Consider the following 20,556-nt stretch of genomic DNA (forward strand, 5'->3'; position numbering starts at 1 on the left):
GCCAGGCCTGCTGCGCCTTGATCGACGTCAGCACGTCCAGCTCATCCACCAGAGCGTGGCCGATCTTGAAACCGACGATGGTCTGTGGCTTCTCCATCGACCGGCAAATCACAGTGCCGCGATACTGCCGGCCGCTGTAGATGTGAACCTCATGGTTCGCCTGGTTGATTTTGGTCTTCAGCCCCCAGTCGTAGGCCACCTCCTCCATAGTGGGATAGAAGATGTCTCGAATCTGCGGGTAAGTCGGAGCGAAGTAACCAGCGTTGACGCCAGGCCACTCCATGAAATGCTTGCTCAGTGCTGAGCATCCGACCCAGGTCTTTCCGGAGCCGAATCCAGCAACAAAGGCGCGGAACTTGTGGGGCAACAGAAGGAATTGCGACTGCGGAACATTAAGGCTCGGCATTCGGCTTCCTCGCATCCACTACGTCGACCTGGATGCGCGTCGGGATTGCCGGCTCATCGTCTGGCTCGTCCTTCCGGTTGCGATTGACGTAGACGTCGCCGACTTCCTTGGCGGCCTGCTCGAGGATCTGCATGGCCAGGCCGATGTTCTTCATCGTTTCGGCCTTCTCCACAAACCGGTTCATCGCACGAAGGCGGAACGCTCGGTTCGCGATCGGGATTTCGGCTGTCTCCTCGCGGAAGCGCTTGCGGGTATCTTCAAACACCGCTTTCCACTTCACGCCAAGGTCACGGCCGGCATGCTTCGTTGGGTCGTACTGCTCGCACTGCTGGCGAGATACCTCAACGCCAAATGTTTCCTTGACCGCCTGCACTACCTGAGTCGGCGTATCAAAGCAGGCCAACGCCTGCACAATGAAGCGCTTCACCTCATCTTTCAGGGCTGCCATATGGGTTTATTCCGTCAAGGTCCTGTCAAGGATCAGGCCGACTTGAGCAGACAGGTTCCGCAGGCCCTCGATATGTTCAATTTCCCCACCTCGGCAGGATTGTTTGCAGCGTCCACCAACTCTTGAACCGCCGGGCTTGCACCGTAGCGGCGAACCACACCGACGAACTCTTCAACATCGTGTCCGCGCATCTCAAGCTTGGGTAGACCTTCTTGGGTGAAGGCTGGCTGACCGTATTTATCGGTCGCTTGGGCGATGTGATACAGCTCGTGTTCAACCAGGGCGCAGAAGTCAGCGTCGGAGCACTGAGCGCAGTAGTCAGCGGCGAGCGTGATGATGTAGGCCGGCACGTCACCGAACCAATCCATCATTTGCTGTTCCATCCGGGCCTTCTGCCAGCCACCGGCGCGGAACGCTACCTGCTCAGCCTGTCCCACCACCGTACGCCCCTTCTTCGTGAAGGCAGCAGACGCCCACATCACACGAATGTCCGCGTCGATCAGATGGGCGTGTTCTTCATTGTGAATGCTGCCGGTGTCAGCAAGGATCTGGGACTGCAGCCACTCCCACACCTCGGGAGCCGGGGTCAGGCGAATACCAAAGTCCGATTGCTCTGATAATTCGATAAGCGACAAGGGAGGGTATGGCCTATCCATGGATCACCCTGAGCTTGAAATAGTGGCTAATTGCCTGTATTTGTGTGCGCCTTTTTATTCGTAAGGACACTTATCCGCATGTTTTTTGCTCATGTTCGCCCCGCTGCAGCCTGCCTGCTTGCTGCCACAACTCTTTTCGGATGCGTCGCTATTCCAGAAGAGACCTGGACCAACTTGGGTCCGTCTAATCTCGTCACCGAGGCTGGAAAAATTGTTTGCTACACGGATGCCAACATTATTGATGGCAAACGGATTGTGGGTACTCTGTGCGCAACTCCGCGCTCCGGCTTTCTGAGCGATGGCGAGCCACAAGTTCTCGCAGGGGTGAATTACCGTCAACCGTTCCGAATAGACCTCAGCAAAGCCACAAAGGGCGAACAACTGCCATTCGGCGACAAAACGGGCCTTCTTGAATGCGAGCCAGATGAGGCCGACGGAGAAAAGTCCACCCCCGTGAAATTCTGCAAGGTAACAATCAATGGACAGGCTCTAGTCAGCGCTAAGATTACCTTCGCATACAAGTAACTAAGCCAAAGCCGCACTAATCCTGCGGCTTACCTACCCTTCCCCGCCATCGAGCAGAACATCAATCAGCTTCTGCTCACCCAAGCGCATGGCACCCAAGCACTGCAGATCGTCGCACTTGGGGCCGAGCCCGAACACCGTCACTTCGCCTTTCGGCCCCATGAGGGTCAGAGCACCTACAGTGCATTCCGGATGAACACCGGCATCGAGGTCATCTGCGATCTTGCGCAGCGTCTTGGCAGCATCGCGCCATCCCTCGCGTTTGAAGTCGATGAGCTTGGCGGTCATGCGCTTACCTTCTGCAGCCATTCTTCAATGATGCGCTGCACTACCGGCTCGGTGAGGATGGTGGAAGGCTGCTCACCGTCGATCACTGACTGGACCAGCGCGCGCGGGATGACATGAGCGCCATTACTCGCCGCCACCACCAGGTGCGGGCGATGGTCCGCAAGATGGTGAATCTCGGCAGGCTTGAAAACTGCGCATCGCACACAGCGCCCGCAGCCTGTTCCGAGTTTCATGTCACCGCGGCAGGTTGGGCTGGTATATCCGTTACTCATAGCTCTCTCCTTTTGGTGTCGCGACACGATTTGCACTCTCGCGAAACGTGTCGCGACCTACTTGCTCTGACTGCGCTTGATCTGCGCGTCCACCTGATCTGCGCAAGTGTCGAGCAGGTTGATGGCTTGGTTCTTCAGCTCCCAAAGCTGGCCGTTGTCGGCGAGGTCTTCATCAGCTACCCGCTCACAAGGCACCAGCTCAGGCGCTTCAATTCTTACGGCTTGGGTCTTTGTTACCACTGGCGGCTTTACCGCGCAGGCCGTCAGGCAGAGGCTGAGCAGCCCAATCACGAACAGGCTTGCTGTTGCGCTTGAGTTCTTCAAAGTTCTTCTCCGCCTTTTTGGCTTTTGCCTGACTGGCCTGCAACCGCTTGTTCAGGTCTTTCTGGTAATCGGCGTTGCGCTGGGCTTCGGCGCGCAGCGTGGTGATCGTCGCCTGGCTTTCGAGGTTGGCGTCGACCGCCTTCTTCTTCTCGCCGGCTTCGAATGCCACTTCCCCGCGAAGGGCGACGACGCGCGACTGCTGAATCCCAACTAGGAGCAGGCCGACCAGGGCAATGATGATTGCAGCAGCGAAGGCCTTCATGCGGCATCTGCCTTGCGACCGAGGAATCGGGTCACCAGCTCGCGGATGGCTGTCACGCCAAGAAAGCCGATCGTGCCACCGGCAGCGATCGATAGATTGGTCGGCCAGGCCATCCACTCAATAATGCTCGACGCGACCAAGCTCAGCGATCCGCAGATCAGCGCCTCGAAAACGATGCGGCGCTTACTGGTTTCCTTCGCGTCGTACATGACTCGAAGCAACGATACGGTGATGGACATGATCACGCCCTGCCAGAGCGGATTGCTCAACGCCAGCCAGAGCTTGGCCCATGTGTCTGGCTTGTCAGGCATGTTTGGCATCCGGGTTGCCTCCCCCGTGGGGAGATTGATAAATCCGGCGTCCGCTGCACTCCCAGCTCGGGGCAATGGGTGTGGGGAGCCGAAAACGAAAAAGCCCCAGCGAATGCTGAGGCTTTGTATACGAGTAGCCGGGGGCTACCTCATATTTTTATGCTGAAGTGTGCCTGAAGAAGCTCAAACAACGCCGCATATAGTTCCGAGAAATCGAAACCTCCGCCAGCATCTGAGATTTTTATCGTGAGGTTATTTTCCGGAGAGACGACCAGATATCCGCCGCCTTCTTTCTTCATTCTCAAAGAAGTGAAGATTGTTTGCTTCGGATACGTGTTCACATCCCTGTCGAGCGTTAGCCCTATGGAAAATTCAAGAAATAGATCTTGTCCAGGCAGCTCGTGAAGCATTACGTACTTATATTCACCGCCCACTTTTTTGGCGATCCGGACGTAAGGGGTTTCCTCCCTGTTTTCGTCCAGATAAACCTCATGCGGTAGTTGTAGGTAGTCCGAAAACCCCCTCCAAATAACCCCGGCCATACCCTGTAGATCGTGCCAGTACTCACGAATCGAGTCGTCTTGTGCTTTTTTCAGATCGCGCAACTGCAAAAAACGGGACATTTAAAACCTCCGCTGGTTGGAGGTGTCACATTGCCATAATTGGAAGCATCTCAAAACAAAAACCCGGCGCTTAGCCGGGCTTAGTATCTGGTGTGCGTTTCGCGTTACTTGTGCACTATGGGAAAAGTACGCTCGAAACCCCACCACGTCAACAACTTTATGCCGCGTCTTGATCATTTTCTACGTGGATCACCTGCCACACCGGCTGTTGCGCCTGAATATCCACTTCTTTGATCACTTCTTTCAGGGAATCCCACAGGGTGATCCAGTCCCTGTTCCAGTGCTTTGGCTCGATCGACACACCGAAGAACGCATGCATCTCGGCAGCCACACGCGCCGGCCCCCACTCGGCCGATCCTTGCACTTCCCCCTTGTACGATTGCAGGGCCAGCGTAACCAGGTACTGCGCCTTCACGCGTTTGGCCGAGGTCAGATCCGGCAGCGCCGCTTTCGCCGTGACCAGCAGCACCGCGTTCAGCAGATGCCGCATAGTCATTGCTGGGTGATACAGGTAGTGCCCGAACTGCTGCACCTGGAATGGCAACGTGTCGATGGCGCGCAGCACCTTCCCGATCGTGGCCAAGTGCGCGGCGCGGGCGGTGGACCGACCTACCGGTGTACGCCGCGTCTCGCTGATGCTGATCCGTTGGCGAACGATCTCGATGCGCTCTTCCTTGTCATCGCCCAGCGCGGCGAACACCGCCTCATGCCGGCGCATCCGCGCGCCCTTCTTCACCGGTGCCGATTCACCACGCTCAATTGCCACAGCGCTGATCGACGCATTCGATTCGTGTTGCGCTTCGGTCCACACCTGCCTTGCGTTGATCAGTTTCATGCTGCCTGCCCCTTTTTCAGTTCTCGGGTCTTGGCCCGGTATTCAGCCTTGATGGTTTTGATTTCTTCGACGGTGTACTTGCGGGGCTCATGAGGCCCTTCAAGCCAAGTCACAGTTTCGGCGCCGATGCGCTGTAACAACCGGATGCGGTACTCGACTGCGTTGCCGGACAGGTTGCGGTTGCACTTCACGCACTGGCGGTGGATGTTCAGCGGCTCGAAACGGAGTTCGGGACAGGCGCCGACGGATCGGTAGTGACCGGCGTCCCAGCGGCTGCCGGTGATGAGGTCGTTGTCGTTCGGCATCGAGTCGCAGCTGATGCAAGGCAGGTGCGCGTCACGCAGCCGGACGTACTCATTCACCGCGGCCTGGGCTTCGCGCAGATGATCCGCCCTGCTCTTCAGCTTCTCCTTGCGGACCCTAATCTCGCGGCGACCAATCTGGGCCAACGCCTTGCCGGCCTTCGCCTGATTGACGTCCTTGATGGCCAGACCGCACTTGTATCCGCACACCGCCTGCCCGAGGCGCTGCGGGACGAATGAGTCCCCGCAAGCTGGGTTCTTGCACTTCTTCGGCTTGGGCGCCTTCGATTCCTTGAGGGCTACGCGCATCAGTAGCGCCCTCCCCACTTGTCCTGCTCCGTCCAACGAACGTCATGCTCGGCGCCGAAGGCATGCATCAGCTCGAACAGATCGCTGAACCACTTCTGCGACTGCTTGCGGGTCGACACGGCCATAACCACGAAGCCACCGTCGAGGCCGGGCTCCGCGCGCTGCTTCTCCAGCGAGGCACTGAAAAGGCACTTCCAGTCCTCACTGGTCAGCTTCTTGCCGTGCCAGATGACCTGCTCGGATACGTCCTTGAGCATTGCCCACATCTTGCGATTGCAGATGTCCGGGCGTTTTTCGTCCTTGATGACTACGATCTTGGGTTTGGTGAAGTCGGTAGCGTGCAGGATGCCCATGAGGCGACTGATATCGCGCTGACTGCGGATTGCGAACTCATTCATGACTGCGCCGCCTTAGCCATGGCGCCGTCCACAAGCGCGTCCAGGTCATCACCGGTCATACCGGTAGCGTGCGGGCCGATCCATTCGACAACTTCGATGTAGCCGCTGTGTCCGTGCTGAAGCCACCGGTAGCGATCGGCGTCTTTGCGCAGCGAATCGTTCTCGGCCTTGGCCTTGTGGTTGACTCGATCAAAGGCGGCACATACGGTCTTTAAGTTTTCGTTTTCAGCCAGCAACTCCAGAGCCACCTCCTCCACGGTCTTCTCCCCGAGGAATTCCTGCAGCGCCTCGGTGTTGCGCTTCCAGTCTGCGCAGTCGGCACGGTAGGACGCAGCTTCGGCCCACAGCAGCTTCTGGAGTTTTTGTTTGTCGATGGTCATTGAGCAGCGCTCCTTGCTTCCAATTGTTCGGCCTGCTTAATGAGCAGCGCCCGGCGATCCGCCAGCTCATTGGCTGCCAGAATTCGCAGTTCTGTTTTTTCATCGGCCGATGCTTGGCGCATGGCGAGCATCGAGTCCTTCACCGCGGTTAGCTTCTCGCGCAGTTTTGGGGAAGGCCGCGCAACCTCACCTGTGAGCAGCGCAACGACGGCCCGGCCGTCTTCGGTCAAAGGCGCAACACTCAAGTCAGCCAGGTACAGCTGCCCGCGCTCATGTGGGATCCGTTGCATCTGCACCGCCTTGGTGATCGCCTGGGTACGGCGGTTGGCGTCGAAACCGACCGACACGTGCCAATTGACGTTTTTTTTGTCCTCCCGAGCCTGCCCCACCAGGCGCTCGTAAGCGCTGTTGAAAGCCATGCGCGCACCTACCTTGTCGCCGGCATCGAGGACAGGTTTTGCGGCTGCCAGCGCGAGCTGAATCTCGTCGGTCAGCACCACGGTTTCAAACTCGTCATTCGTGGTCATGGCTATCGCCCATGCTTCGTCCTTGCCCGGGCGACCATCAGCAACCTGAACGCGCTGGAGAATGTCAGCCATTGCCAACTTGCCTCTCACTTCAAAGCGGCAGGCCTTAAGCGCGGCTTTGACAACCGGTACCGGGTAAGCACAGAGGTCTTCGGCCATGATCGCCGCGGTGCCTGGGTTCATTTCCTGACCCATGGCCTCGGCGGTGGCGCAGATCGCAGCAGCGAGCCCCGCAACCTGCTGGTCATTCATTTCAAAGGTATTCATTGCGCTCTCCCGCTTGGCGCTTGGCTAAGACCATTTGCGCGGCCTGCTCGGCGGCGGAGACGTTCGCCTCGGTCCGTTCCATCTGGCGTGCTGTCGTGCCGTTGATGCGCTGCCCGGTCACCCACTGCGTGTGGTAGCTCTCGGCGTTGGCCAGCAGCTCGTTGAGACTGTGGCACTTGCGCAGGACGGCGGCATCAGCGGTTTTCAGGAAATGGGCAGCGACGTGGTGGGCGACATCGGCGCCGAGGCGGTCGACAAGTTGCCCAAGCTGGCCACCGACCTTGGCGTTCCACACGGGCCAGGTGCTGTAGCGCTTGCGGTAGGCCATGGCGTAATTCGCCCAGACCTTGAAGGTTTTGCAGGACTGGTCTTTGGGGCCCGGCATGTCAGCGGGAATCTCAACCCGTGGCGCATCGGCGCGATCAACCACCAGAACCAGATTGCGGGCCGGCTTGTCCGGGCTGCCTTGCAAGTCTTGACTGGTATCCTGATTGGTACCCTGATGATTGGTATCCTGATTTGTCGGAGATTTTTCCGACCCCTGCTCGGATTTTTCTCCGACCTTGCTCGGATTTTTTTCCGAGGTAGATCGGATTTTTTTCCGACCTTCGTTCTTTGGTGGGGTCGGATATTTTTCCGACCCATCCAGTTTCTGGTTCCACTCAATCGCCTTCTCAGTCAGGCGGAACAGCGTGATATTCGAAGTGCTGGAAAGCTCAATCAAACCGGCTACTTCCAGAGCCTTCAGCATGCGGTAGGCAGTGTCTGGCCTATCAGTGAGCAGCGGCAGCTCCTCGATGATCTTGGCCTTGCTCAGCGCGAAGAAGATCCCGTCTTCAGTCTTGATTGGCTTGGTCCAGCTCGGGCAGCCGTAGACAAAGGCGAACAGCAGGGCTTGCTGAGAATTCAGCCCCCACTCCAACGCCTTCACCTGATTGATCGTGACGGTGAATTGCATATCAGGCCTTCCCGACCAGTTTGGCCAATTCAGGGAAGCGATCCACGTACCAGTGAGGCTGTGTTTCGCGCGGGGATTGGGGGTTGGTCAGGTTCTTGCCGTAGGTCATGCCCTTCTCGGTCACCGACCAGAACGGAACCATTTCCTGTTTGGAGTTCTTGCGCTGGAGCTGCTTCAGAAAGCCCTTGGTTTCCAGTGCGCGGTTGAACGCAGCGGGAGACACGCGAATGCCGTTGTCTTTCAGCAAGGCCGTGGCTGACTTGGTGGGCATCGAGGATCCGCCGGTAGCATCTGGCGCAGCGTCGACGGCGTAGCCTGGGAGAAACTTCGGATCAAGACCGTTGTTATGGGCGATCTTCGTGAGCATGGCCATCTGGCAGGATGGAGCCGGCTTCAGCAGGCGCGTAAAGCACTCCATGATGGCGATCTCGCCAACGACCTTGGTGCCATTGAGCAGAACCTGCTCGCGAGCGCCCTGCTGCTGCTCCAACTCCCGCCAACGGCGAATCACCTTCATGCGCATCGGGGCGCTGTAGCCGGTGAGCAGGCAGTCGGTGTGTTCGCGGTCGAGCATGTATTCGACCTGCTCCCGGTTTTGACCGTCCAGATAGATGTGCTCAAAACTGAGTACATCTAATTTCAGTTCTTTCAGCATCGCAGCGATGTCGCGTTTCACGTTGGCGTGCCGCTTGCCGGTGACGTTAGCGATCTCGCGAGACGACATCGTGGTACGCAACACGTTTTCAGAATTCGAAAAACGTGTCGCGACACTGTTGGGGGTATTGCTTGAGGTAAGTTGGCTATGCATAATCGGCCCCATCAAGTTGTAATGAATTAGCCGGGGCGCAATCCCGGCTTTTTTGTGCCCGGGATTCAGGCAAGCTTCAAATTCGGTCGGTGTTTTTCGATCAGTGCCTCAGCTTTCCGGCCAAGCTCCCCTGCCCGCGCTTCAACTTGGCGGCACTGTTCGGCGAACGCCGGTAGGTGTGGAAGGTCCTCTTTGCACATCACCTGGTCGTCAAATACTTCGCTGCCGGTGTCGATCACATCGCCCAGTGCGCGGATCAGCGCACCGAAGCTTTTGTTGGCGCATTGGTCGCTCTGCATCTGGCGGGCGCCGATCAAGCCATGGCGGCCGGCGAGCTCGTTGATACAGTTGTCTCGGAACTCAGATTCCAGAGCATTCACCCAGGACTCCTCGAGCCACGACGGCATTTCCTGATCCCCGGAGAGCCAGCGCTGCACACGCTTCAGCCAGCGGCCGGTCGCTTTCACGAATTCGCCAACGTCGTTCAGGCGCGCCAACTCATCGAAGTCTGGAACCTTGGCGTCCTTGATCTTCGCCTCTGGGACGCGCACGTAGATCTCCCGGCTCAAGGACTGGGCAAAGTCATCCTGGCTCAGGCTGGTACGGGCGATCTGATTTGCTGCGTGCGCCACCAGAACCTGGTCGCGGGTTTGCGCGGTGTGTCTTGGACTGGACGTTTCCATGGGGACTGCTCTCTTCTAATCTGGCTTCAACGGATTGGCGGACAGGGATGTCGCTTAGGCGGCCATCTCGGCCCAAGGAAACGACGGACAAAGCTTTTCTTTTTTGAAAGCCCCTTCGGTCAACGCCTCCGCTCGCTTGGCAATAACCGGAGACATGCCGTGCTTCCCCCGAACCCAGCCGGAAACGGTGCTTTGATCAACCTTGAGCTTTTCGGCGGTGGCCTCCTGGGTGCCGAAGTAGTCAACGAGGCCCTTATAAATTGCGTTCATGATGCCCCTCCATACGGGAATACCCATATAGTAGGTTATGGGAATACCGATTTGCAAGGGTATGGGAGCGCCCGTAATACTTGGCGGATGGAATTTAAAGACCGACTCAAAACAGCTCGCCGCCACGCCAAGCTCAACCAGACTGAGCTTGCTGAACGCGCCGGACTCACGCAAACCTCTATCTCGGATTTAGAGAGAGGGAAATCGAAGGCAACAGCCTTCGCAGCTCAGATCGCCTCTGTATGTGGCGTGTCCCCAATGTGGCTGGCTGAAGGTGTCGGTGACATGCTAAAGGGCGGGACTGAACAGCATCCTGAGCGGATCCAGCCCAGCGTAAAACTGGGAACCATCGAAACTTGGGACGACGAAACACCGCTCGATGACGATGAGGTCTACGTCCCCTTCCTTCATGAAGTCGAGCTGGCGGCCGGATCCGGCAGGTTTGCGATTGAGGAAAGCGCCAACTCGCGCCTGCGCTTCAACAAGAAGGACCTGCGCCACAATGGCGTTCAGTTCAGCAATGCGAAGTGCGTGAAGGTTGGCGGCAACAGCATGGTGCCCGTGCTGCGCGATGGCGCGACAGTCGGCGTTAACGTCGGCAAGAACTCTCTGAGCGATATTGTCGACGGCGAGATGTACGCCATCAACCACAATGGCCAGCTCCGCGTGAAGCAGGTCTACCGCATCCCGATCGGGATTCGCCTGCGCAGCTTCAACCGCGATGAGCACCCGGATGAGGACTACACGTTCCAGCAGATCCAGGAGCAGCAGATATCGATCCTAGGTCATGTGTTCTGGTGGGCGATGTATTCGCGGTAGCCGTGATTTCGCATTTGCCATAAATTGGCACGCGCGACTCCCATGACCTGATAAACGATTCGCAAACTGACCGCTGAACATATTGAAGAAATTGTCGTGACGGAACACTGAGCTTACTTGACCTATTGCTTGGTCGGTTTCAGACAGGCAACCGTATGCATAAATAGACAGAATCACGCACGGAAGCAACAATGGACGACATGAGTAAAGCATCCTTCAACGTTCTCTACGATGGCCCGGCCCTCGCTAACAGCGAAATGGACGTGCGCGAGCTTGCACCTGCGCTCCTTGCCCTAGGCACCCTTCTGGAGGAAGCAAACTCCGTCATCAACGATGGTCGGGCTCAGGTGGCTGTGCAGGTGAAAGCCACTTTCAAGACCGGATGTTTTGGCATTGAGCTTGAGGTTATTCAATCGCTGCTTCAGCATGCCCACAACCTCTTCTCCAACGAATCGGTTGCTAACGCTAAAGAGCTTCTGGAATGGATTGGCCTCATCCAAGACAACGCCGGTAATGCGATCGCTGGTGGTGCTGGCTTGCTCTGGTTGATCAAGAAAATTCGGGGTCGCAGAATCAATCAGGTGGTACTGCTGGATAACGGCAGGGTGCGAGTAGTGATGGATGACGGAGCACTTGAGACCGAGGAGAAAGTCTTAGCACTATACCGGCAGTTTCGTGTCCGCCAGGCCTTGGAAGGAGTGCTCAAGCCACTTGAGGCTGATGGGATTGACACATTCGCAGTTACCAATTTGAAGCAAACCGACAGATTTATTGAGATTTCAAAGGCTGAGAGGCCATATTTCAAGACGCCCGAACCGGAGTCTGAATCGCTTTCTGATGATGAGTTCGATGTGAATCTTCAGATTGTGAGCATTTCGTTTCAGGAGGGGAATAAGTGGCGCTTCAATGACGGCGCAAGCGTTTTCTATGCCGACATGCTTGACGAAGCATTTATTTCTCAAGTGGCAGCTAGCGCTACGAGCTTCACAAAAGGTGACATTTTGAAGGTTCGTCTGCGCAGGGTTCAGTCCTTGTCCGGTGAGCAATTCAAAACAGATTACACAGTCATAAAAGTCCTCGAGCATCGAAAGGCAATGGCTCAATTGCCAATGAACTTCCAGCGAGAAGCTGACTAAAAGTTAAAGCCCGGCCCAGCGCTGGGCTTTTCATTCTGCATCACGCTTCCTTGATGCTCGTCGAAGCCTTGTAAAAGTTCGACCAAGCCAGGCCGCTGAAACCCAATATTCCTGCCACGACGTTTCCGTTCTGTTTGATCGCTGAGTACAGCCCGGCAATCCAGCGCGGCGTCCCCTCCGCAAATTCCCCATTCAGACCTAGATAGGCACTTCCCAGAAGAACGATTCCGAGCGCTGCGATTGCCAGCACGACGGTCGCGACTCCCCAAGCCTTCATTCCAAACTCACTCGTATTCACGGCCCGCTCCCCCAGATGCACATCTCGAATAAAGCTATAGCAGATGACCAGCAATCTTTCCCCTACCGAGCCGGCTGATGGTGGCGCACCGCCACGAATGGTAAAATTCCGTCTCAATTGAGGGAGGGATCCAATGAAAATCGTCGGCTTGATTTTGCTCGGGCTCGTTTGCCTGGTCAGTTTCCTAATTGGGAGCGGTACCAACAGTTTCGCCATGATCGCGAGTATCGTGTTCTTTCCGAGCGCCATCGCGTTGTACTTCTACCCGACAATCTGTGCTGTCGGCGAACACCCAAAAACCACACCAATCTTTGCGCTAAACCTCCTTGCGGGCTGGACATTTATCGGATGGGTCGTGGCTTTCATCTGGGCCCTCAATAAACCCGCCTCATCGCCTTCTTACCCTATCGAGACCACCACGTATGCGGAGGATCTCGCAGCTGCTGCCGCAAACAAGGAATGCCCTTTCTGCGCTGAAACCATCAAGGCTGCCGCCAAGAAGTGCCGGTACTGCGGTTCTGACTTGGAACAGCAGCCCGCTTAAAAAGCATGAGCGTCTTCTGAAGCCCGCCAAGAGCGGGCTTTTTTTCGACCAGAAATACGGGAAAGCGAAGTTTTATGGGAATACCCATTGACACTAAATATGGGTTTACCGATATTTGATTCATCGCAGCGACACACAGCCACTGCGAAGGGCCTCAACAGACCCGCCGCTCTTTAGATAGACCGCTTCACCTTGCCGGATCACCACCGGCCCAGATTCGAAGGCAGCGATGAACCGGCCTCAACGGTTCAGAGGGTTGGCAACTGACCCGGGCGTGCAGCGTAAAACGTCGAAAGCAGTTATCCAGCGGGAGAACAAGCCGAAAGGCCCGCGGCTGGAGGAACAATTTGAATGAGCCGGTGACCGACGCCAGTAGCGGGTCACGGCGCCACAGATTTACTGATGCCGCTTCGATGAGGCGGCATTGGAAATCAACGGAGGGCAAGACGATGCAAATCGAAATCGAGTTGGCCACGCCAGCGACGCCAAACCCAGCAATCGCGGGATGGCTTCTGGTGGCGGACGAAGCTGAGCGAGCCGGCCTTTCATCCGCTGCAGTGATGTACCGCAACACCGCACGCAGCATTGAGATCCGGCAGGAGACAGGTATCGCCGTCTGCGCATGCTGCTTCAAGCCTTTTGGCCGGGGCACTTTGCACTACTGAACAACCAGCGCCACGACAGCCTGTCGTTAACTGCCCGATCCTCTCTATGAGAGCGCATCGGGGTGTGATCTGAGTACCGTCTGGCTGCGCGAGAGCAATGTCAGGCAAACGTCATGCAGATCACACCCCGATGCGGACGAAACTGCGGCCTATAACCGCCCACCTGCATCACTCGGCGAATAGCTCAACCCGCATTGCGCAGGGTTAGCGCCAACCTGGTATTGGCGAGCTACCTTGATCTGGCACAAGCGCCGTGACAGCCGGGAAAGACCGGCAACCCATTCGATAGGTGGCCACTGCCTGCCCAGTGAGCGAGCAATAGGAGGATGACCATCATGTAACAGTGACCGATTCACCTGCGCGGCGCGGCAAGCCTGAAGGTCGGCGCCCATCACCCATACAGGCAGCGGAAAGTAGGCCGTCGATGTCACCGCGCATCGGCCGAATGCGGTAGGCCACCCCAGCGCACGAAGACAACTTGACGCTGCAAACCCGGTCTGTCGCCAGCAGCGAGACCGGGCCACCCTCCCCGACACAACCCGAATGCACTCCCCTCCGCGCCCAACGGCAACCAGCGGAGCGGATGAGCGCATCCGAGCTTTGTTGGATCAACCAGTCACTGGAGTCATTCATGGAAACCAAACATACGCCCGGGCCGTGGGTTGCAAAGCACCTCTCCGGCAGCAACTTCGCCGCTCAGCGTTTCGAAATCCGCTCTGGCGCCGGTTTGCCGATGCCCATCTTCCAGAAAGACACCTCGGCCATTGACTGCGCGTCTGTGTGCTTGTCTCCGCATGACGCCAACTTGATCGCCGCCGCGCCAGAGCTGCTGGAGAGCCTGAATAATCTGGTCGGCCTCGCAAGACTCGGCGCCGCGAACCTCGACAAGTACCACGCAGCCTTGGCTAACGCTGAGGCGATCATCGCCAGAGCCAACGCCTAACCCCAAACACTGGAGGTCGCCATGAGCGATGAACAGTTCGACTGCCCACAGTGTGGCGAACCTACAGACACTCTGCATGAAGGCTACTGCGAGCCTTGTTGCAGCGACAATCAGGCGGTGCTGGATGATCACAACCACCAGCATGACCGCTGGGCTCGCCTGAGCAGTACTGCGCGCGCTGCCGAGATCAAGCAGGCCCACCGATAACGCCGCTGGAGGCAACCATGGCAACCAGCTATGCAGACAGTGCGCAGGCCCGAGAGTGGGACAGGCGCTACGACGACTGGGGGCGCCCGAAAGCGCCGCAGGGTGAAGACTTCCACGACTACGAGGCTGCCGCGCTTCAGCGCACTCAACACCAGGAGCTGATGGCAGCTCAGGAGTTGGTCGACCGCAAGGCGCGGGCCAAGCGAGTCGCGGCAGCAGTTGTCGCCTACGGCGAATTCTGGGGGCTGAAATGAGCGCTCAGCAGATTCCGGAGAACGCCGGCCTCCCCGGTACGGGCAATCACGACCTGGCCGTGGGGATGCTCGAAGGCTACATCCAAAGAATGTCCGACCCCGAATGCAGCGCCCTCGCCGTTCGATCTTCTTCAAACACCGCCCTCTTGATCTTCCGCACGCTCAACATCATCAGTGCGGCAGAGGACGCTGATTACACCGAACGACTGAACCATGCATACGAATTCCGAAAAGGGAGAGCCGCATGACAACGCCACCGGTAAAAACGCTCGTCGATGAGCAGCTCGACGATATCGAGCGCCGCATCGCGATCCTCGGCTTCGGCCTGCCCTTCAACGAGGTGATCGGCCGCAGACGCGATGAACTGGTTTCCAGTCTGCCGCTGCGCTTGGCACCGACCATGAAAGGCGGTCGCATCGCCGTGAGGGTTCGGCCATGAAGCTTGTCTACTGGATTCTCGCCACTGTCCTCGTTGCCGGGATGGCCGCTTACACCACAGCGCGCGACTCGTCTGGTGTGTGTGAAGTGCCGCACTCAACCACCTACCGGGTTTTCCGGTGACCAGTCTTCAGCAAGCGCGCCGGCTGCTGATTCGGCGCGGCTCGTTCTCCGCCATTGGCGTTTACACCCTCTTGATGCTGCTCAGCGCCCTCGCCGAACGCGTCACTCAATAAACATCACCACCACAAGCTGCGCTCGGCGCGGCAAGGAATCGTCATGTCCACAAACGCCAAACAAGCCCCCGTATCGGCCGACCTCGAGCTGCATGAAACCGGCAGTACAAAGAGCGCTGTTGCTCCTGCAGTTGCCGTCACCGACATCGCGGAGTATCGGCCGCATGAGGAGCAGATTGTCCGGCTGGAAACCAGTTACGCGAAGCTCGTCGTGGACTGCTCGACCAGTGAGGGGCTGGCAAGCGCCAAGGAAGTGCGAGTCGACATCCGCGACGTGCGCTACGCCTTGGCAAACACCACCAAAACTGCACTCGTTCCTTACCAGCAGAAGGTCAAAGAAGCCCAAGCCCGCGTCAACCAGGTAAAGGAATTTGGCGAAGCGCTGAAGGATCGAGTGCTGGCGATTGAGGCTCCTGTCGACGAAGCCATCAAGGCCGAAGAAAAGCGCATTGCAGACGCTAAAGCCGAACGCGAGCGCATCGAAGCTGAGCGCGTCGAAGGCATCCGAGCAAAAATCACCCGATTCAGCTCGGTTGCTGCTGCATACGCAAGCCGTAGCGCTGCCGATGTTGCCAACGTGCTGCAGAACGTCAAAGAGTCGGTGATCCTGCCTGAGGAATATGCCGAGTTCGAAGCGGAAGGCACGATTGCGCGCGACAACGCTATTGAACAGCTTGAAACGCTGCACAGGGGGGCTGTTGACCGCGAGGAAGCTGCCGCCAAGTTGGCGGCTCAACAGAAAGAACTCGAAGAACTCCGCGAGAAACAACGCATCGCTGACGCCGAAGCCGAGGAACTGCGCAAGCAGCGTGCCGAGGAAGATCGCCGGCGCCTAAAACAACAGCAGGACGAGCTGGATCAACAGCGCCGCGATATGGAAGCGCAGCAACGCCAGCAACGTGAGCAGCAAGAAGAGCAGCAGCGCCAGCAGCGTGAGCGCGATGCGCAATATCAGCGCGACCAAGAAGAACTGTCTCGCTTGCGCGCCCTTGCTGCCGCACCCGCTACGGTTGCTGAAGCTATCGCGGCACCCGTCGTTGCCGCCGCACCGTCAGCGGTTGTGGCGGAAGTTGATCCAGCTCCAGTGGCTGGAGAAATCGCAGATTCGACCATGCCGAGCGCCATCGAAGTGGTCGAGGTCGTGGCCATAGCCTTCTGCGTCACCAATGACGAGGCATCGGCCTGGCTACGCGCCCTGTCGTTCTAACGAACCTTGAAATCACCCCGGAGGCCGGCCAAAGTCGTCGGCTATGGAGTTAGGAATGAACGCTCAAACTCAGATTGCTACCGTACCAATGGACACCAGCCCGACAGGGTTGATCCTCAACCGCGACAGCATGCAGTCGATGACTGAGCTCGCGGGAATCATGGCAGGCGGCAAAACCACCCTGCCAAAGCATTTTCACGGCAACACAGCCGACTGCATGGCAGTGATCATGCAGTCCATGCAATGGGGTATGAACCCCTTCCAAGTAGCGCAGAAGACATTCATCGTCAACGGCGGCCAGCTGAGCTATGAAGCACAACTGGTCAACGCGGTGATCACCACGCGAGCGCCGACCCTTGATCGAATCCATTACGAGTGGTTTGGCGACTGGGACAAGATCATTGGCAACTTCCGTGAAATCGAAAGCAAAAAGCAAACGGATGATCACGGGCATCCGAAAAAGTACCGCGTTCCAAACTGGAACATCAACGACGAGAAAGGGCTTGGTGTCCGCGTCTGGGCTACTTTCGAGGGTGAAGACGCTCCCCGCGAACTGACCACCTTGATGACTCAGGCAAGAACCCGAAACTCTACGCTATGGGCGGACGATCCGAAGCAGCAGATCGCGTACCTGGCCCTCAAAAAATGGGCTCGTCTGTATTGCCCCGACGTGATTCTGGGCGTGTACACACGTGACGAGCTGGACGACGGCTACGCGCTTCCGGAAACGGATGTTACACCCCGATCTACCAACGAAAAGCCAGCAGATGTGGGGGCCGCGTCGGTTCCTCAGGGCGACACAACGGACGCAACAACTGACCTGTTCGAGCAGCTCAAAAAGATCGCACAAGAACAAGGAATTGATGGCTACGAAAAGGCCTGGAAGGCGCTTAAGCCGCAGCAGCGCGGCGCTATTGGCGTGACACGTCACGGTGAGCTGAAGTCGATTGCGCAGACTATCGAGGCAGAGTTTACAACCCTCAACGAAAGCTCAAACGTCAATGCTGACAGCGATCTGCAGGACGGCGATCAATGAACGCCTCAGTAGACCTTCAGCGCACAGAGCAGTGGCATCAAGACCGCAGCGGACGCCTAACGGCAAGCAGGTTCAAGGATGTGATTGCTTGGGCTGATCGTGACAAGCACGGAAAGCGTAAGCCGCTTGCTGCCCGCACCACTTACATGCGCGAGCTGGCCTTCGAGCGACTGGCCAACCGGTCAAAGCATTCGGTCAGCAGCAAGTCGATGGCGTGGGGAACCGAGGTCGAGCAGTCGAGTCACGACTTTTACGAAATTCTGACCGGCAATACCGTCATCAAGTCGGGATTCTTGGTTCATCCAAAATACGACTGGTTGGGCTGTTCGCCGGACGGCTTGATTGGCGAGGACGGTGGCATTGAGTCGAAGTGTCCATTCAATGAAGCCGTCCACGTCCGTACCTGGCTCGAAGGAATGCCCGACGAACACAAGCCGCAGGTTCAAGGCTGCATGTTCGTCACGGGCCGGGAATGGTGGGATTTCCTGTCGTTCGATCCGCGCCAAGATGAAGACTGCCGGCTGTACATCGAAACCATCAAGCGCGATGACGAATACATCGCGATGCTTCATCAAGAGCTGGTTCAGTTCAATTTGGAGCTTGGCCGGATGGTTGACGAAGTAGCGGATAAAGCGCGGGCACAAGCCCATCGATTAGGAGCCTGAGCATGATCAGCCTCAACCTAAACGCAGTTCGTGAAAAGCAGACTGAGTCGGATCGAATCGCGGCTGCGATGGCTGACTTCTGGACGCGGCCCGGCGGCAGCTTCAAAGAGTTGCCGCCAGCGCGCATGGAGCCAAGGCCAGCGCGGCGCGACTGGGTAGACCCTGAAACGGTCCTCAAGCGGCGCCCGAAGCCGATATCGGCAGCCGACCGCAAGGCTCTGCGAAAAATGGCGGACTTGATATGAAGTCGAAACGCAAACCCAACAACGGTTTCGCCCGGGCCGAACGCAGTTGCCGGGCGCTGCTGCGCACCAACCACGTCGCGGTGGTGAACATTGACCCCAGCGGCAGCCAGATCATGGCGAACTGGAAGAGCTGCCGGCAGATCCGCAGTCTGGCGATCGCCAACGCAATCTTCGAATTCTCCTACCGTTGGACGATTTACATCGGCGCCATGTGTCGCGACGAGCGCGGCGCTGAGTACATCAAGTCGGTCGAGATATCGCCCGAGGGCATCTACAAGGTCGAGCGCCTTACCGACGCCATCGAGCATTACTACCTGGAGCTGCGCAACAGCGCGAACCCGACCCATCTGGTCGCGTCAGGCTGGATCGCTATTCCGGATGAGATATCAATGGACGAAGCCCAAGCCGCGAAGCTGTTCTACGCCGCCGGCGCCTGGCATCAGGTGAAGGTCGCAGCGTGAGACATTTTCGCACCCAACAACGCAAACGACAGACCTGGCTGGACTTGCCGGCCAGCGGAATTGAAGAGGTAGGCCATGGCCAAGAGCAATGCGCAATTGCAGAAGGACAAGCGAGCCAAAGAGAAGGCGCTGCTCGATCGGATCGGCGCCGAGAAGCGATCGCTGATTGTGTCGAAAGCGTTGGATGATGCTCTGCTCATCCTAGGTGAGCGTCACGGCTTTGAGGAATGGCAGGAGACGGTGTCGACGTTCATCATCAATCTAGCTGCAGCGCCTGCCGCTGAGTCGGAGCGCTTCGTGAGTATGTCGCGACCGAAAATTGTGATCAGCGATAAATGGTCTCGGCAGCTTGAAGCGTTCGCAGCGACCGGAGCAGAAAAATAGCAATGAACCACTTCCGATTTAGTCTGCTAATTGCCGATATCACTTTCCACGAATAACGGATCGATAGATTTTAGGCCTTCTGACACATCAATTCTAATCTGCTCAATTGTTTGGTAAGTAGTCAACGAAACCTTTATGGAAAGCTTTATCAACATGCTGATCTTATATTCACTATCAGCTATCGCTTTATCCATATTTTGGAGTGCGGCAGCTTTCGTTCCGTTAAACTCGGTTGTATGCAAAAAAACTCGCTCAGCTTCTCGATTATATCGATCCTGCATTTGCTCAAGCATGGCGGTTTGTTGATGAAGAAGTTGCAACTGATGAGTTTTGTAATCGGATAGCTTCGTTTCGCTTAACTGCTCAGATTGCAGAGACGAAAGCGCCTCAAACTCAGTTGACTGTGTGACAAGCAACTCTTTCTGTAGCTGGATCGTGCGCAACAGTGCGAAGAGCGTAACCAGTGATATAACAGGACCAAACACACCACCAAAAAAAGAACCAAATGCAGACCAGCTTTCTGCCCTCCTTGATACATCGCCATCAAAAATAGTTGAGTAAAAATAGAGAAGTGAAAACAGCAATAGAAAAATAACTGCAAGCCCTACGTTAATTAAAAACCCAAACTGACTTTTGTTGTTTTTTTTGATATCCATCATTCATTGCTCCCTTGCAGATCACCCGTAATACCCCAACCCAAACCAAATTGCCACCACCGGTCACGGAGGGCGGCGCCCGATCATTTGAGTTGCTCGATCTGCTTTGCAGAAGAAACTACCAGTGCAACCCACAACGTGGCCTCGGTCAACGTCAGCCATGTTGGGAGATACTGCTGCTTATCCGCCTCACTCATACCAGCTTCCAAGGCTCTGAGTGAGTCGCGCAGAGTGCATATAGGATCGATTACTTCAATCGAAGGCAGTAGCGGTAAGTCAATTTTATCAAGACTATGACTCAGCCCTCTGATCAAGTTGAGACTTGCTAGAAGGTTGATTCTTTCTTTGCTACCAAATTCAACAGCGCGGCGCGAGCGATCAGCCAAAGTTTTCACAAGGCTGAGCATGAGTTTCGACTTTTCTATATCTGCTTTCATTTGAGCTCGGCGCTGTGAGGAAGCCACCCAAATTGCAATGCCGAGCGCAGCAATAGAGCCGAAGGCCTGAACC

At 56.8% G+C, this 20,556-nt stretch carries 37 protein-coding genes; 16 read left to right on the top strand and 21 right to left on the bottom strand.

Annotated features, from left to right (window positions below; genetic code table 11):
- From CLU80_RS00005 to CLU80_RS00015, 3 genes are all read right to left on the bottom strand, one after another.
- On the bottom strand, positions 1-406 hold a 406-nt coding region (locus CLU80_RS00005), incomplete at its 3' end, for a terminase large subunit domain-containing protein (protein ID WP_286079677.1).
- On the bottom strand, positions 393-854 hold the full coding sequence (locus CLU80_RS00010; protein ID WP_099756386.1) for a DUF2280 domain-containing protein: 462 nt from the start codon (positions 852-854) through the stop codon (positions 393-395). The genes CLU80_RS00005 and CLU80_RS00010, both read right to left, overlap by 14 nt.
- Before the next feature lie 32 nt (positions 855-886).
- Positions 887-1,510: a putative metallopeptidase gene (locus CLU80_RS00015; protein WP_099756387.1), complete on the bottom strand. Its 624-nt coding sequence runs from the start codon at positions 1,508-1,510 to the stop codon at positions 887-889.
- A 78-nt stretch (positions 1,511-1,588) separates the two neighbouring features.
- Between CLU80_RS00015 and CLU80_RS00020 the strand changes: the two genes are divergently transcribed.
- Complete coding sequence (locus CLU80_RS00020) at positions 1,589-2,035, top strand: hypothetical protein (protein WP_099756388.1); 447 nt, start codon at positions 1,589-1,591, stop codon at positions 2,033-2,035.
- A 33-nt stretch (positions 2,036-2,068) separates the two neighbouring features.
- On the opposite strand, the gene CLU80_RS00025 is transcribed toward CLU80_RS00020, so the two are convergent.
- From CLU80_RS00025 to CLU80_RS00095, 15 genes are all read right to left on the bottom strand, one after another.
- A complete protein-coding gene (locus CLU80_RS00025) occupies positions 2,069-2,323 on the bottom strand; it encodes a hypothetical protein (RefSeq protein WP_025804605.1) in 255 nt (84 codons plus the stop codon).
- Positions 2,320-2,595 (bottom strand): hypothetical protein, encoded by a 276-nt coding sequence (locus tag CLU80_RS00030; RefSeq protein ID WP_286079678.1) that lies wholly within the window; start codon positions 2,593-2,595, stop codon positions 2,320-2,322. Before CLU80_RS00030 ends, CLU80_RS00025 begins: the two co-directional genes overlap by 4 nt.
- A gap of 57 nt (positions 2,596-2,652) precedes the next feature.
- Positions 2,653-2,835, bottom strand: coding sequence for a hypothetical protein (locus CLU80_RS00035; RefSeq protein ID WP_191630896.1), 183 nt, complete (start codon positions 2,833-2,835; stop codon positions 2,653-2,655).
- On the bottom strand, positions 2,804-3,181 hold the full coding sequence (locus CLU80_RS00040; RefSeq protein ID WP_099756389.1) for a hypothetical protein: 378 nt from the start codon (positions 3,179-3,181) through the stop codon (positions 2,804-2,806). The genes CLU80_RS00035 and CLU80_RS00040 overlap by 32 nt, the downstream gene beginning before the upstream one ends.
- The gene (locus tag CLU80_RS00045) at positions 3,178-3,492 is read right to left on the bottom strand and encodes a phage holin, lambda family (protein WP_286079679.1); all 315 of its coding nucleotides are present in this window, start codon (positions 3,490-3,492) and stop codon (positions 3,178-3,180) included. Before CLU80_RS00045 ends, CLU80_RS00040 begins: the two co-directional genes overlap by 4 nt.
- Positions 3,493-3,641: 149 nt before the next feature.
- Complete coding sequence (locus CLU80_RS00050; RefSeq protein WP_099756391.1) at positions 3,642-4,115, bottom strand: hypothetical protein; 474 nt, start codon at positions 4,113-4,115, stop codon at positions 3,642-3,644.
- 157 nt (positions 4,116-4,272) lie between these two features.
- A complete protein-coding gene (locus tag CLU80_RS00055) occupies positions 4,273-4,950 on the bottom strand; it encodes a hypothetical protein (RefSeq protein WP_099756392.1) in 678 nt (225 codons plus the stop codon).
- Complete coding sequence (locus CLU80_RS00060) at positions 4,947-5,561, bottom strand: recombination protein NinG (protein ID WP_099756393.1); 615 nt, start codon at positions 5,559-5,561, stop codon at positions 4,947-4,949. The genes CLU80_RS00055 and CLU80_RS00060 overlap by 4 nt, the downstream gene beginning before the upstream one ends.
- Positions 5,561-5,959 (bottom strand): recombination protein NinB, encoded by a 399-nt coding sequence (locus tag CLU80_RS00065; protein WP_099756394.1) that lies wholly within the window; start codon positions 5,957-5,959, stop codon positions 5,561-5,563. The genes CLU80_RS00060 and CLU80_RS00065 overlap by 1 nt, the downstream gene beginning before the upstream one ends.
- Positions 5,956-6,339, bottom strand: coding sequence for a hypothetical protein (locus CLU80_RS00070; protein ID WP_099756395.1), 384 nt, complete (start codon positions 6,337-6,339; stop codon positions 5,956-5,958). Before CLU80_RS00070 ends, CLU80_RS00065 begins: the two co-directional genes overlap by 4 nt.
- A complete protein-coding gene (locus CLU80_RS00075; RefSeq protein ID WP_099756396.1) occupies positions 6,336-7,133 on the bottom strand; it encodes a hypothetical protein in 798 nt (265 codons plus the stop codon). The genes CLU80_RS00070 and CLU80_RS00075 overlap by 4 nt, the downstream gene beginning before the upstream one ends.
- On the bottom strand, positions 7,120-8,091 hold the full coding sequence (locus CLU80_RS00080) for a phage replication protein (protein WP_099756397.1): 972 nt from the start codon (positions 8,089-8,091) through the stop codon (positions 7,120-7,122). The genes CLU80_RS00075 and CLU80_RS00080 overlap by 14 nt, the downstream gene beginning before the upstream one ends.
- 1 nt (position 8,092) lies before the next feature.
- Positions 8,093-8,815, bottom strand: coding sequence for a Rha family transcriptional regulator (locus CLU80_RS00085; RefSeq protein WP_353617011.1), 723 nt, complete (start codon positions 8,813-8,815; stop codon positions 8,093-8,095).
- A gap of 149 nt (positions 8,816-8,964) precedes the next feature.
- A complete protein-coding gene (locus tag CLU80_RS00090; protein WP_099756399.1) occupies positions 8,965-9,582 on the bottom strand; it encodes a DUF8585 domain-containing protein in 618 nt (205 codons plus the stop codon).
- A gap of 54 nt (positions 9,583-9,636) precedes the next feature.
- The gene (locus CLU80_RS00095) at positions 9,637-9,852 is read right to left on the bottom strand and encodes a YdaS family helix-turn-helix protein (RefSeq protein WP_098963812.1); all 216 of its coding nucleotides are present in this window, start codon (positions 9,850-9,852) and stop codon (positions 9,637-9,639) included.
- Between the two features lie 87 nt (positions 9,853-9,939).
- On the opposite strand from CLU80_RS00095, the gene CLU80_RS00100 reads away from it, so the two are divergent.
- Both CLU80_RS00100 and CLU80_RS00105 read left to right on the top strand, forming a co-directional pair.
- A complete protein-coding gene (locus tag CLU80_RS00100) occupies positions 9,940-10,671 on the top strand; it encodes an XRE family transcriptional regulator (protein ID WP_099756400.1) in 732 nt (243 codons plus the stop codon).
- Positions 10,672-10,862: 191 nt separating this feature from the next.
- On the top strand, positions 10,863-11,807 hold the full coding sequence (locus CLU80_RS00105) for an LAPAL motif-containing putative phage structural protein (RefSeq protein WP_099756401.1): 945 nt from the start codon (positions 10,863-10,865) through the stop codon (positions 11,805-11,807).
- A 40-nt stretch (positions 11,808-11,847) separates the two neighbouring features.
- Here CLU80_RS00105 and CLU80_RS00110 read toward each other — a convergent pair whose 3' ends face one another.
- Positions 11,848-12,159 carry a hypothetical protein gene (locus CLU80_RS00110; protein ID WP_286079680.1) on the bottom strand — a complete coding sequence of 104 codons (312 nt, stop codon included), beginning with the start codon at positions 12,157-12,159 and terminating at the stop codon, positions 11,848-11,850.
- A gap of 79 nt (positions 12,160-12,238) precedes the next feature.
- Between CLU80_RS00110 and CLU80_RS00115 the strand changes: the two genes are divergently transcribed.
- From CLU80_RS00115 to CLU80_RS00175, 13 genes are all read left to right on the top strand, one after another.
- Entirely contained in the window at positions 12,239-12,649 is a 411-nt protein-coding gene (locus CLU80_RS00115) for a superinfection immunity protein (RefSeq protein WP_286079681.1), read from the top strand.
- Between the two features lie 449 nt (positions 12,650-13,098).
- Positions 13,099-13,314, top strand: a complete 216-nt coding sequence (locus tag CLU80_RS00120) for a hypothetical protein (protein ID WP_099756403.1) — start codon at positions 13,099-13,101, stop codon at positions 13,312-13,314.
- 631 nt (positions 13,315-13,945) lie between these two features.
- Positions 13,946-14,257, top strand: coding sequence for an XkdD/Y8K6 family phage-associated protein (locus CLU80_RS00125; RefSeq protein ID WP_099756404.1), 312 nt, complete (start codon positions 13,946-13,948; stop codon positions 14,255-14,257).
- A 21-nt stretch (positions 14,258-14,278) separates the two neighbouring features.
- Positions 14,279-14,464, top strand: a complete 186-nt coding sequence (locus tag CLU80_RS00130) for a hypothetical protein (protein WP_099756405.1) — start codon at positions 14,279-14,281, stop codon at positions 14,462-14,464.
- 17 nt (positions 14,465-14,481) lie between these two features.
- Positions 14,482-14,718 (top strand): hypothetical protein, encoded by a 237-nt coding sequence (locus CLU80_RS00135; protein ID WP_099756406.1) that lies wholly within the window; start codon positions 14,482-14,484, stop codon positions 14,716-14,718.
- Entirely contained in the window at positions 14,715-14,966 is a 252-nt protein-coding gene (locus tag CLU80_RS00140) for a hypothetical protein (protein WP_099756407.1), read from the top strand. The genes CLU80_RS00135 and CLU80_RS00140 overlap by 4 nt, the downstream gene beginning before the upstream one ends.
- A complete protein-coding gene (locus tag CLU80_RS00145) occupies positions 14,963-15,157 on the top strand; it encodes a hypothetical protein (protein WP_099756408.1) in 195 nt (64 codons plus the stop codon). The genes CLU80_RS00140 and CLU80_RS00145 overlap by 4 nt, the downstream gene beginning before the upstream one ends.
- Before the next feature lie 278 nt (positions 15,158-15,435).
- Positions 15,436-16,599: a hypothetical protein gene (locus tag CLU80_RS00150; RefSeq protein ID WP_286079682.1), complete on the top strand. Its 1,164-nt coding sequence runs from the start codon at positions 15,436-15,438 to the stop codon at positions 16,597-16,599.
- 55 nt (positions 16,600-16,654) lie between these two features.
- Complete coding sequence (locus tag CLU80_RS00155; protein ID WP_099756409.1) at positions 16,655-17,635, top strand: RecT family recombinase; 981 nt, start codon at positions 16,655-16,657, stop codon at positions 17,633-17,635.
- Complete coding sequence (locus CLU80_RS00160) at positions 17,632-18,300, top strand: lambda exonuclease family protein (protein WP_099756410.1); 669 nt, start codon at positions 17,632-17,634, stop codon at positions 18,298-18,300. Before CLU80_RS00155 ends, CLU80_RS00160 begins: the two co-directional genes overlap by 4 nt.
- A 2-nt stretch (positions 18,301-18,302) precedes the next feature.
- Positions 18,303-18,545, top strand: a complete 243-nt coding sequence (locus CLU80_RS00165; RefSeq protein ID WP_099756411.1) for a hypothetical protein — start codon at positions 18,303-18,305, stop codon at positions 18,543-18,545.
- The gene (locus CLU80_RS00170; protein WP_095047620.1) at positions 18,542-19,006 is read left to right on the top strand and encodes a hypothetical protein; all 465 of its coding nucleotides are present in this window, start codon (positions 18,542-18,544) and stop codon (positions 19,004-19,006) included. The genes CLU80_RS00165 and CLU80_RS00170 overlap by 4 nt, the downstream gene beginning before the upstream one ends.
- Before the next feature lie 75 nt (positions 19,007-19,081).
- Positions 19,082-19,390: a hypothetical protein gene (locus tag CLU80_RS00175; protein WP_099756412.1), complete on the top strand. Its 309-nt coding sequence runs from the start codon at positions 19,082-19,084 to the stop codon at positions 19,388-19,390.
- A 26-nt stretch (positions 19,391-19,416) separates the two neighbouring features.
- On the opposite strand, the gene CLU80_RS00180 is transcribed toward CLU80_RS00175, so the two are convergent.
- Together CLU80_RS00180 and CLU80_RS00185 are read right to left on the bottom strand one after the other, a co-directional pair.
- On the bottom strand, positions 19,417-20,049 hold the full coding sequence (locus CLU80_RS00180; RefSeq protein ID WP_099756413.1) for a hypothetical protein: 633 nt from the start codon (positions 20,047-20,049) through the stop codon (positions 19,417-19,419).
- 80 nt (positions 20,050-20,129) lie between these two features.
- Positions 20,130-20,483, bottom strand: a complete 354-nt coding sequence (locus CLU80_RS00185) for a hypothetical protein (RefSeq protein ID WP_286079683.1) — start codon at positions 20,481-20,483, stop codon at positions 20,130-20,132.
- Between the last annotated feature and the right edge of the window lie 73 nt (positions 20,484-20,556).

Source organism: Pseudomonas sp. 29 (assembly GCF_002754355.1).
In the GTDB taxonomy this organism is placed as follows: Bacteria; Pseudomonadota; Gammaproteobacteria; order Pseudomonadales; family Pseudomonadaceae; genus Aquipseudomonas; species Aquipseudomonas neuropathica.

What these genes read in the sequence shown, in the direction of transcription:
- CLU80_RS00010 (WP_099756386.1), bottom strand. Translation starts at nt 854, where the DNA reads ATGGCAGCCCTGAAAGATGAGGTGAAGCGCTTCATTGTGCAGGCGTTG.
- CLU80_RS00015 (WP_099756387.1), bottom strand. Translation starts at nt 1,510, where the DNA reads ATGGATAGGCCATACCCTCCCTTGTCGCTTATCGAATTATCAGAGCAA.
- CLU80_RS00020 (WP_099756388.1), top strand. Translation starts at nt 1,589, where the DNA reads ATGTTTTTTGCTCATGTTCGCCCCGCTGCAGCCTGCCTGCTTGCTGCC.
- CLU80_RS00025 (WP_025804605.1), bottom strand. Translation starts at nt 2,323, where the DNA reads ATGACCGCCAAGCTCATCGACTTCAAACGCGAGGGATGGCGCGATGCT.
- CLU80_RS00030 (WP_286079678.1), bottom strand. Translation starts at nt 2,595, where the DNA reads ATGAGTAACGGATATACCAGCCCAACCTGCCGCGGTGACATGAAACTC.
- CLU80_RS00040 (WP_099756389.1), bottom strand. Translation starts at nt 3,181, where the DNA reads ATGAAGGCCTTCGCTGCTGCAATCATCATTGCCCTGGTCGGCCTGCTC.
- CLU80_RS00045 (WP_286079679.1), bottom strand. Translation starts at nt 3,492, where the DNA reads ATGCCTGACAAGCCAGACACATGGGCCAAGCTCTGGCTGGCGTTGAGC.
- CLU80_RS00050 (WP_099756391.1), bottom strand. Translation starts at nt 4,115, where the DNA reads ATGTCCCGTTTTTTGCAGTTGCGCGATCTGAAAAAAGCACAAGACGAC.
- CLU80_RS00055 (WP_099756392.1), bottom strand. Translation starts at nt 4,950, where the DNA reads ATGAAACTGATCAACGCAAGGCAGGTGTGGACCGAAGCGCAACACGAA.
- CLU80_RS00060 (WP_099756393.1), bottom strand. Translation starts at nt 5,561, where the DNA reads ATGCGCGTAGCCCTCAAGGAATCGAAGGCGCCCAAGCCGAAGAAGTGC.
- CLU80_RS00065 (WP_099756394.1), bottom strand. Translation starts at nt 5,959, where the DNA reads ATGAATGAGTTCGCAATCCGCAGTCAGCGCGATATCAGTCGCCTCATG.
- CLU80_RS00070 (WP_099756395.1), bottom strand. Translation starts at nt 6,339, where the DNA reads ATGACCATCGACAAACAAAAACTCCAGAAGCTGCTGTGGGCCGAAGCT.
- CLU80_RS00075 (WP_099756396.1), bottom strand. Translation starts at nt 7,133, where the DNA reads ATGAATACCTTTGAAATGAATGACCAGCAGGTTGCGGGGCTCGCTGCT.
- CLU80_RS00080 (WP_099756397.1), bottom strand. Translation starts at nt 8,091, where the DNA reads ATGCAATTCACCGTCACGATCAATCAGGTGAAGGCGTTGGAGTGGGGG.
- CLU80_RS00085 (WP_353617011.1), bottom strand. Translation starts at nt 8,815, where the DNA reads ATGTCGTCTCGCGAGATCGCTAACGTCACCGGCAAGCGGCACGCCAAC.
- CLU80_RS00090 (WP_099756399.1), bottom strand. Translation starts at nt 9,582, where the DNA reads ATGGAAACGTCCAGTCCAAGACACACCGCGCAAACCCGCGACCAGGTT.
- CLU80_RS00095 (WP_098963812.1), bottom strand. Translation starts at nt 9,852, where the DNA reads ATGAACGCAATTTATAAGGGCCTCGTTGACTACTTCGGCACCCAGGAG.
- CLU80_RS00100 (WP_099756400.1), top strand. Translation starts at nt 9,940, where the DNA reads ATGGAATTTAAAGACCGACTCAAAACAGCTCGCCGCCACGCCAAGCTC.
- CLU80_RS00105 (WP_099756401.1), top strand. Translation starts at nt 10,863, where the DNA reads ATGGACGACATGAGTAAAGCATCCTTCAACGTTCTCTACGATGGCCCG.
- CLU80_RS00115 (WP_286079681.1), top strand. Translation starts at nt 12,239, where the DNA reads ATGAAAATCGTCGGCTTGATTTTGCTCGGGCTCGTTTGCCTGGTCAGT.
- CLU80_RS00120 (WP_099756403.1), top strand. Translation starts at nt 13,099, where the DNA reads ATGCAAATCGAAATCGAGTTGGCCACGCCAGCGACGCCAAACCCAGCA.
- CLU80_RS00125 (WP_099756404.1), top strand. Translation starts at nt 13,946, where the DNA reads ATGGAAACCAAACATACGCCCGGGCCGTGGGTTGCAAAGCACCTCTCC.
- CLU80_RS00130 (WP_099756405.1), top strand. Translation starts at nt 14,279, where the DNA reads ATGAGCGATGAACAGTTCGACTGCCCACAGTGTGGCGAACCTACAGAC.
- CLU80_RS00135 (WP_099756406.1), top strand. Translation starts at nt 14,482, where the DNA reads ATGGCAACCAGCTATGCAGACAGTGCGCAGGCCCGAGAGTGGGACAGG.
- CLU80_RS00140 (WP_099756407.1), top strand. Translation starts at nt 14,715, where the DNA reads ATGAGCGCTCAGCAGATTCCGGAGAACGCCGGCCTCCCCGGTACGGGC.
- CLU80_RS00145 (WP_099756408.1), top strand. Translation starts at nt 14,963, where the DNA reads ATGACAACGCCACCGGTAAAAACGCTCGTCGATGAGCAGCTCGACGAT.
- CLU80_RS00150 (WP_286079682.1), top strand. Translation starts at nt 15,436, where the DNA reads ATGTCCACAAACGCCAAACAAGCCCCCGTATCGGCCGACCTCGAGCTG.
- CLU80_RS00155 (WP_099756409.1), top strand. Translation starts at nt 16,655, where the DNA reads ATGAACGCTCAAACTCAGATTGCTACCGTACCAATGGACACCAGCCCG.
- CLU80_RS00160 (WP_099756410.1), top strand. Translation starts at nt 17,632, where the DNA reads ATGAACGCCTCAGTAGACCTTCAGCGCACAGAGCAGTGGCATCAAGAC.
- CLU80_RS00165 (WP_099756411.1), top strand. Translation starts at nt 18,303, where the DNA reads ATGATCAGCCTCAACCTAAACGCAGTTCGTGAAAAGCAGACTGAGTCG.
- CLU80_RS00170 (WP_095047620.1), top strand. Translation starts at nt 18,542, where the DNA reads ATGAAGTCGAAACGCAAACCCAACAACGGTTTCGCCCGGGCCGAACGC.
- CLU80_RS00175 (WP_099756412.1), top strand. Translation starts at nt 19,082, where the DNA reads ATGGCCAAGAGCAATGCGCAATTGCAGAAGGACAAGCGAGCCAAAGAG.
- CLU80_RS00180 (WP_099756413.1), bottom strand. Translation starts at nt 20,049, where the DNA reads ATGATGGATATCAAAAAAAACAACAAAAGTCAGTTTGGGTTTTTAATT.
- CLU80_RS00185 (WP_286079683.1), bottom strand. Translation starts at nt 20,483, where the DNA reads ATGAAAGCAGATATAGAAAAGTCGAAACTCATGCTCAGCCTTGTGAAA.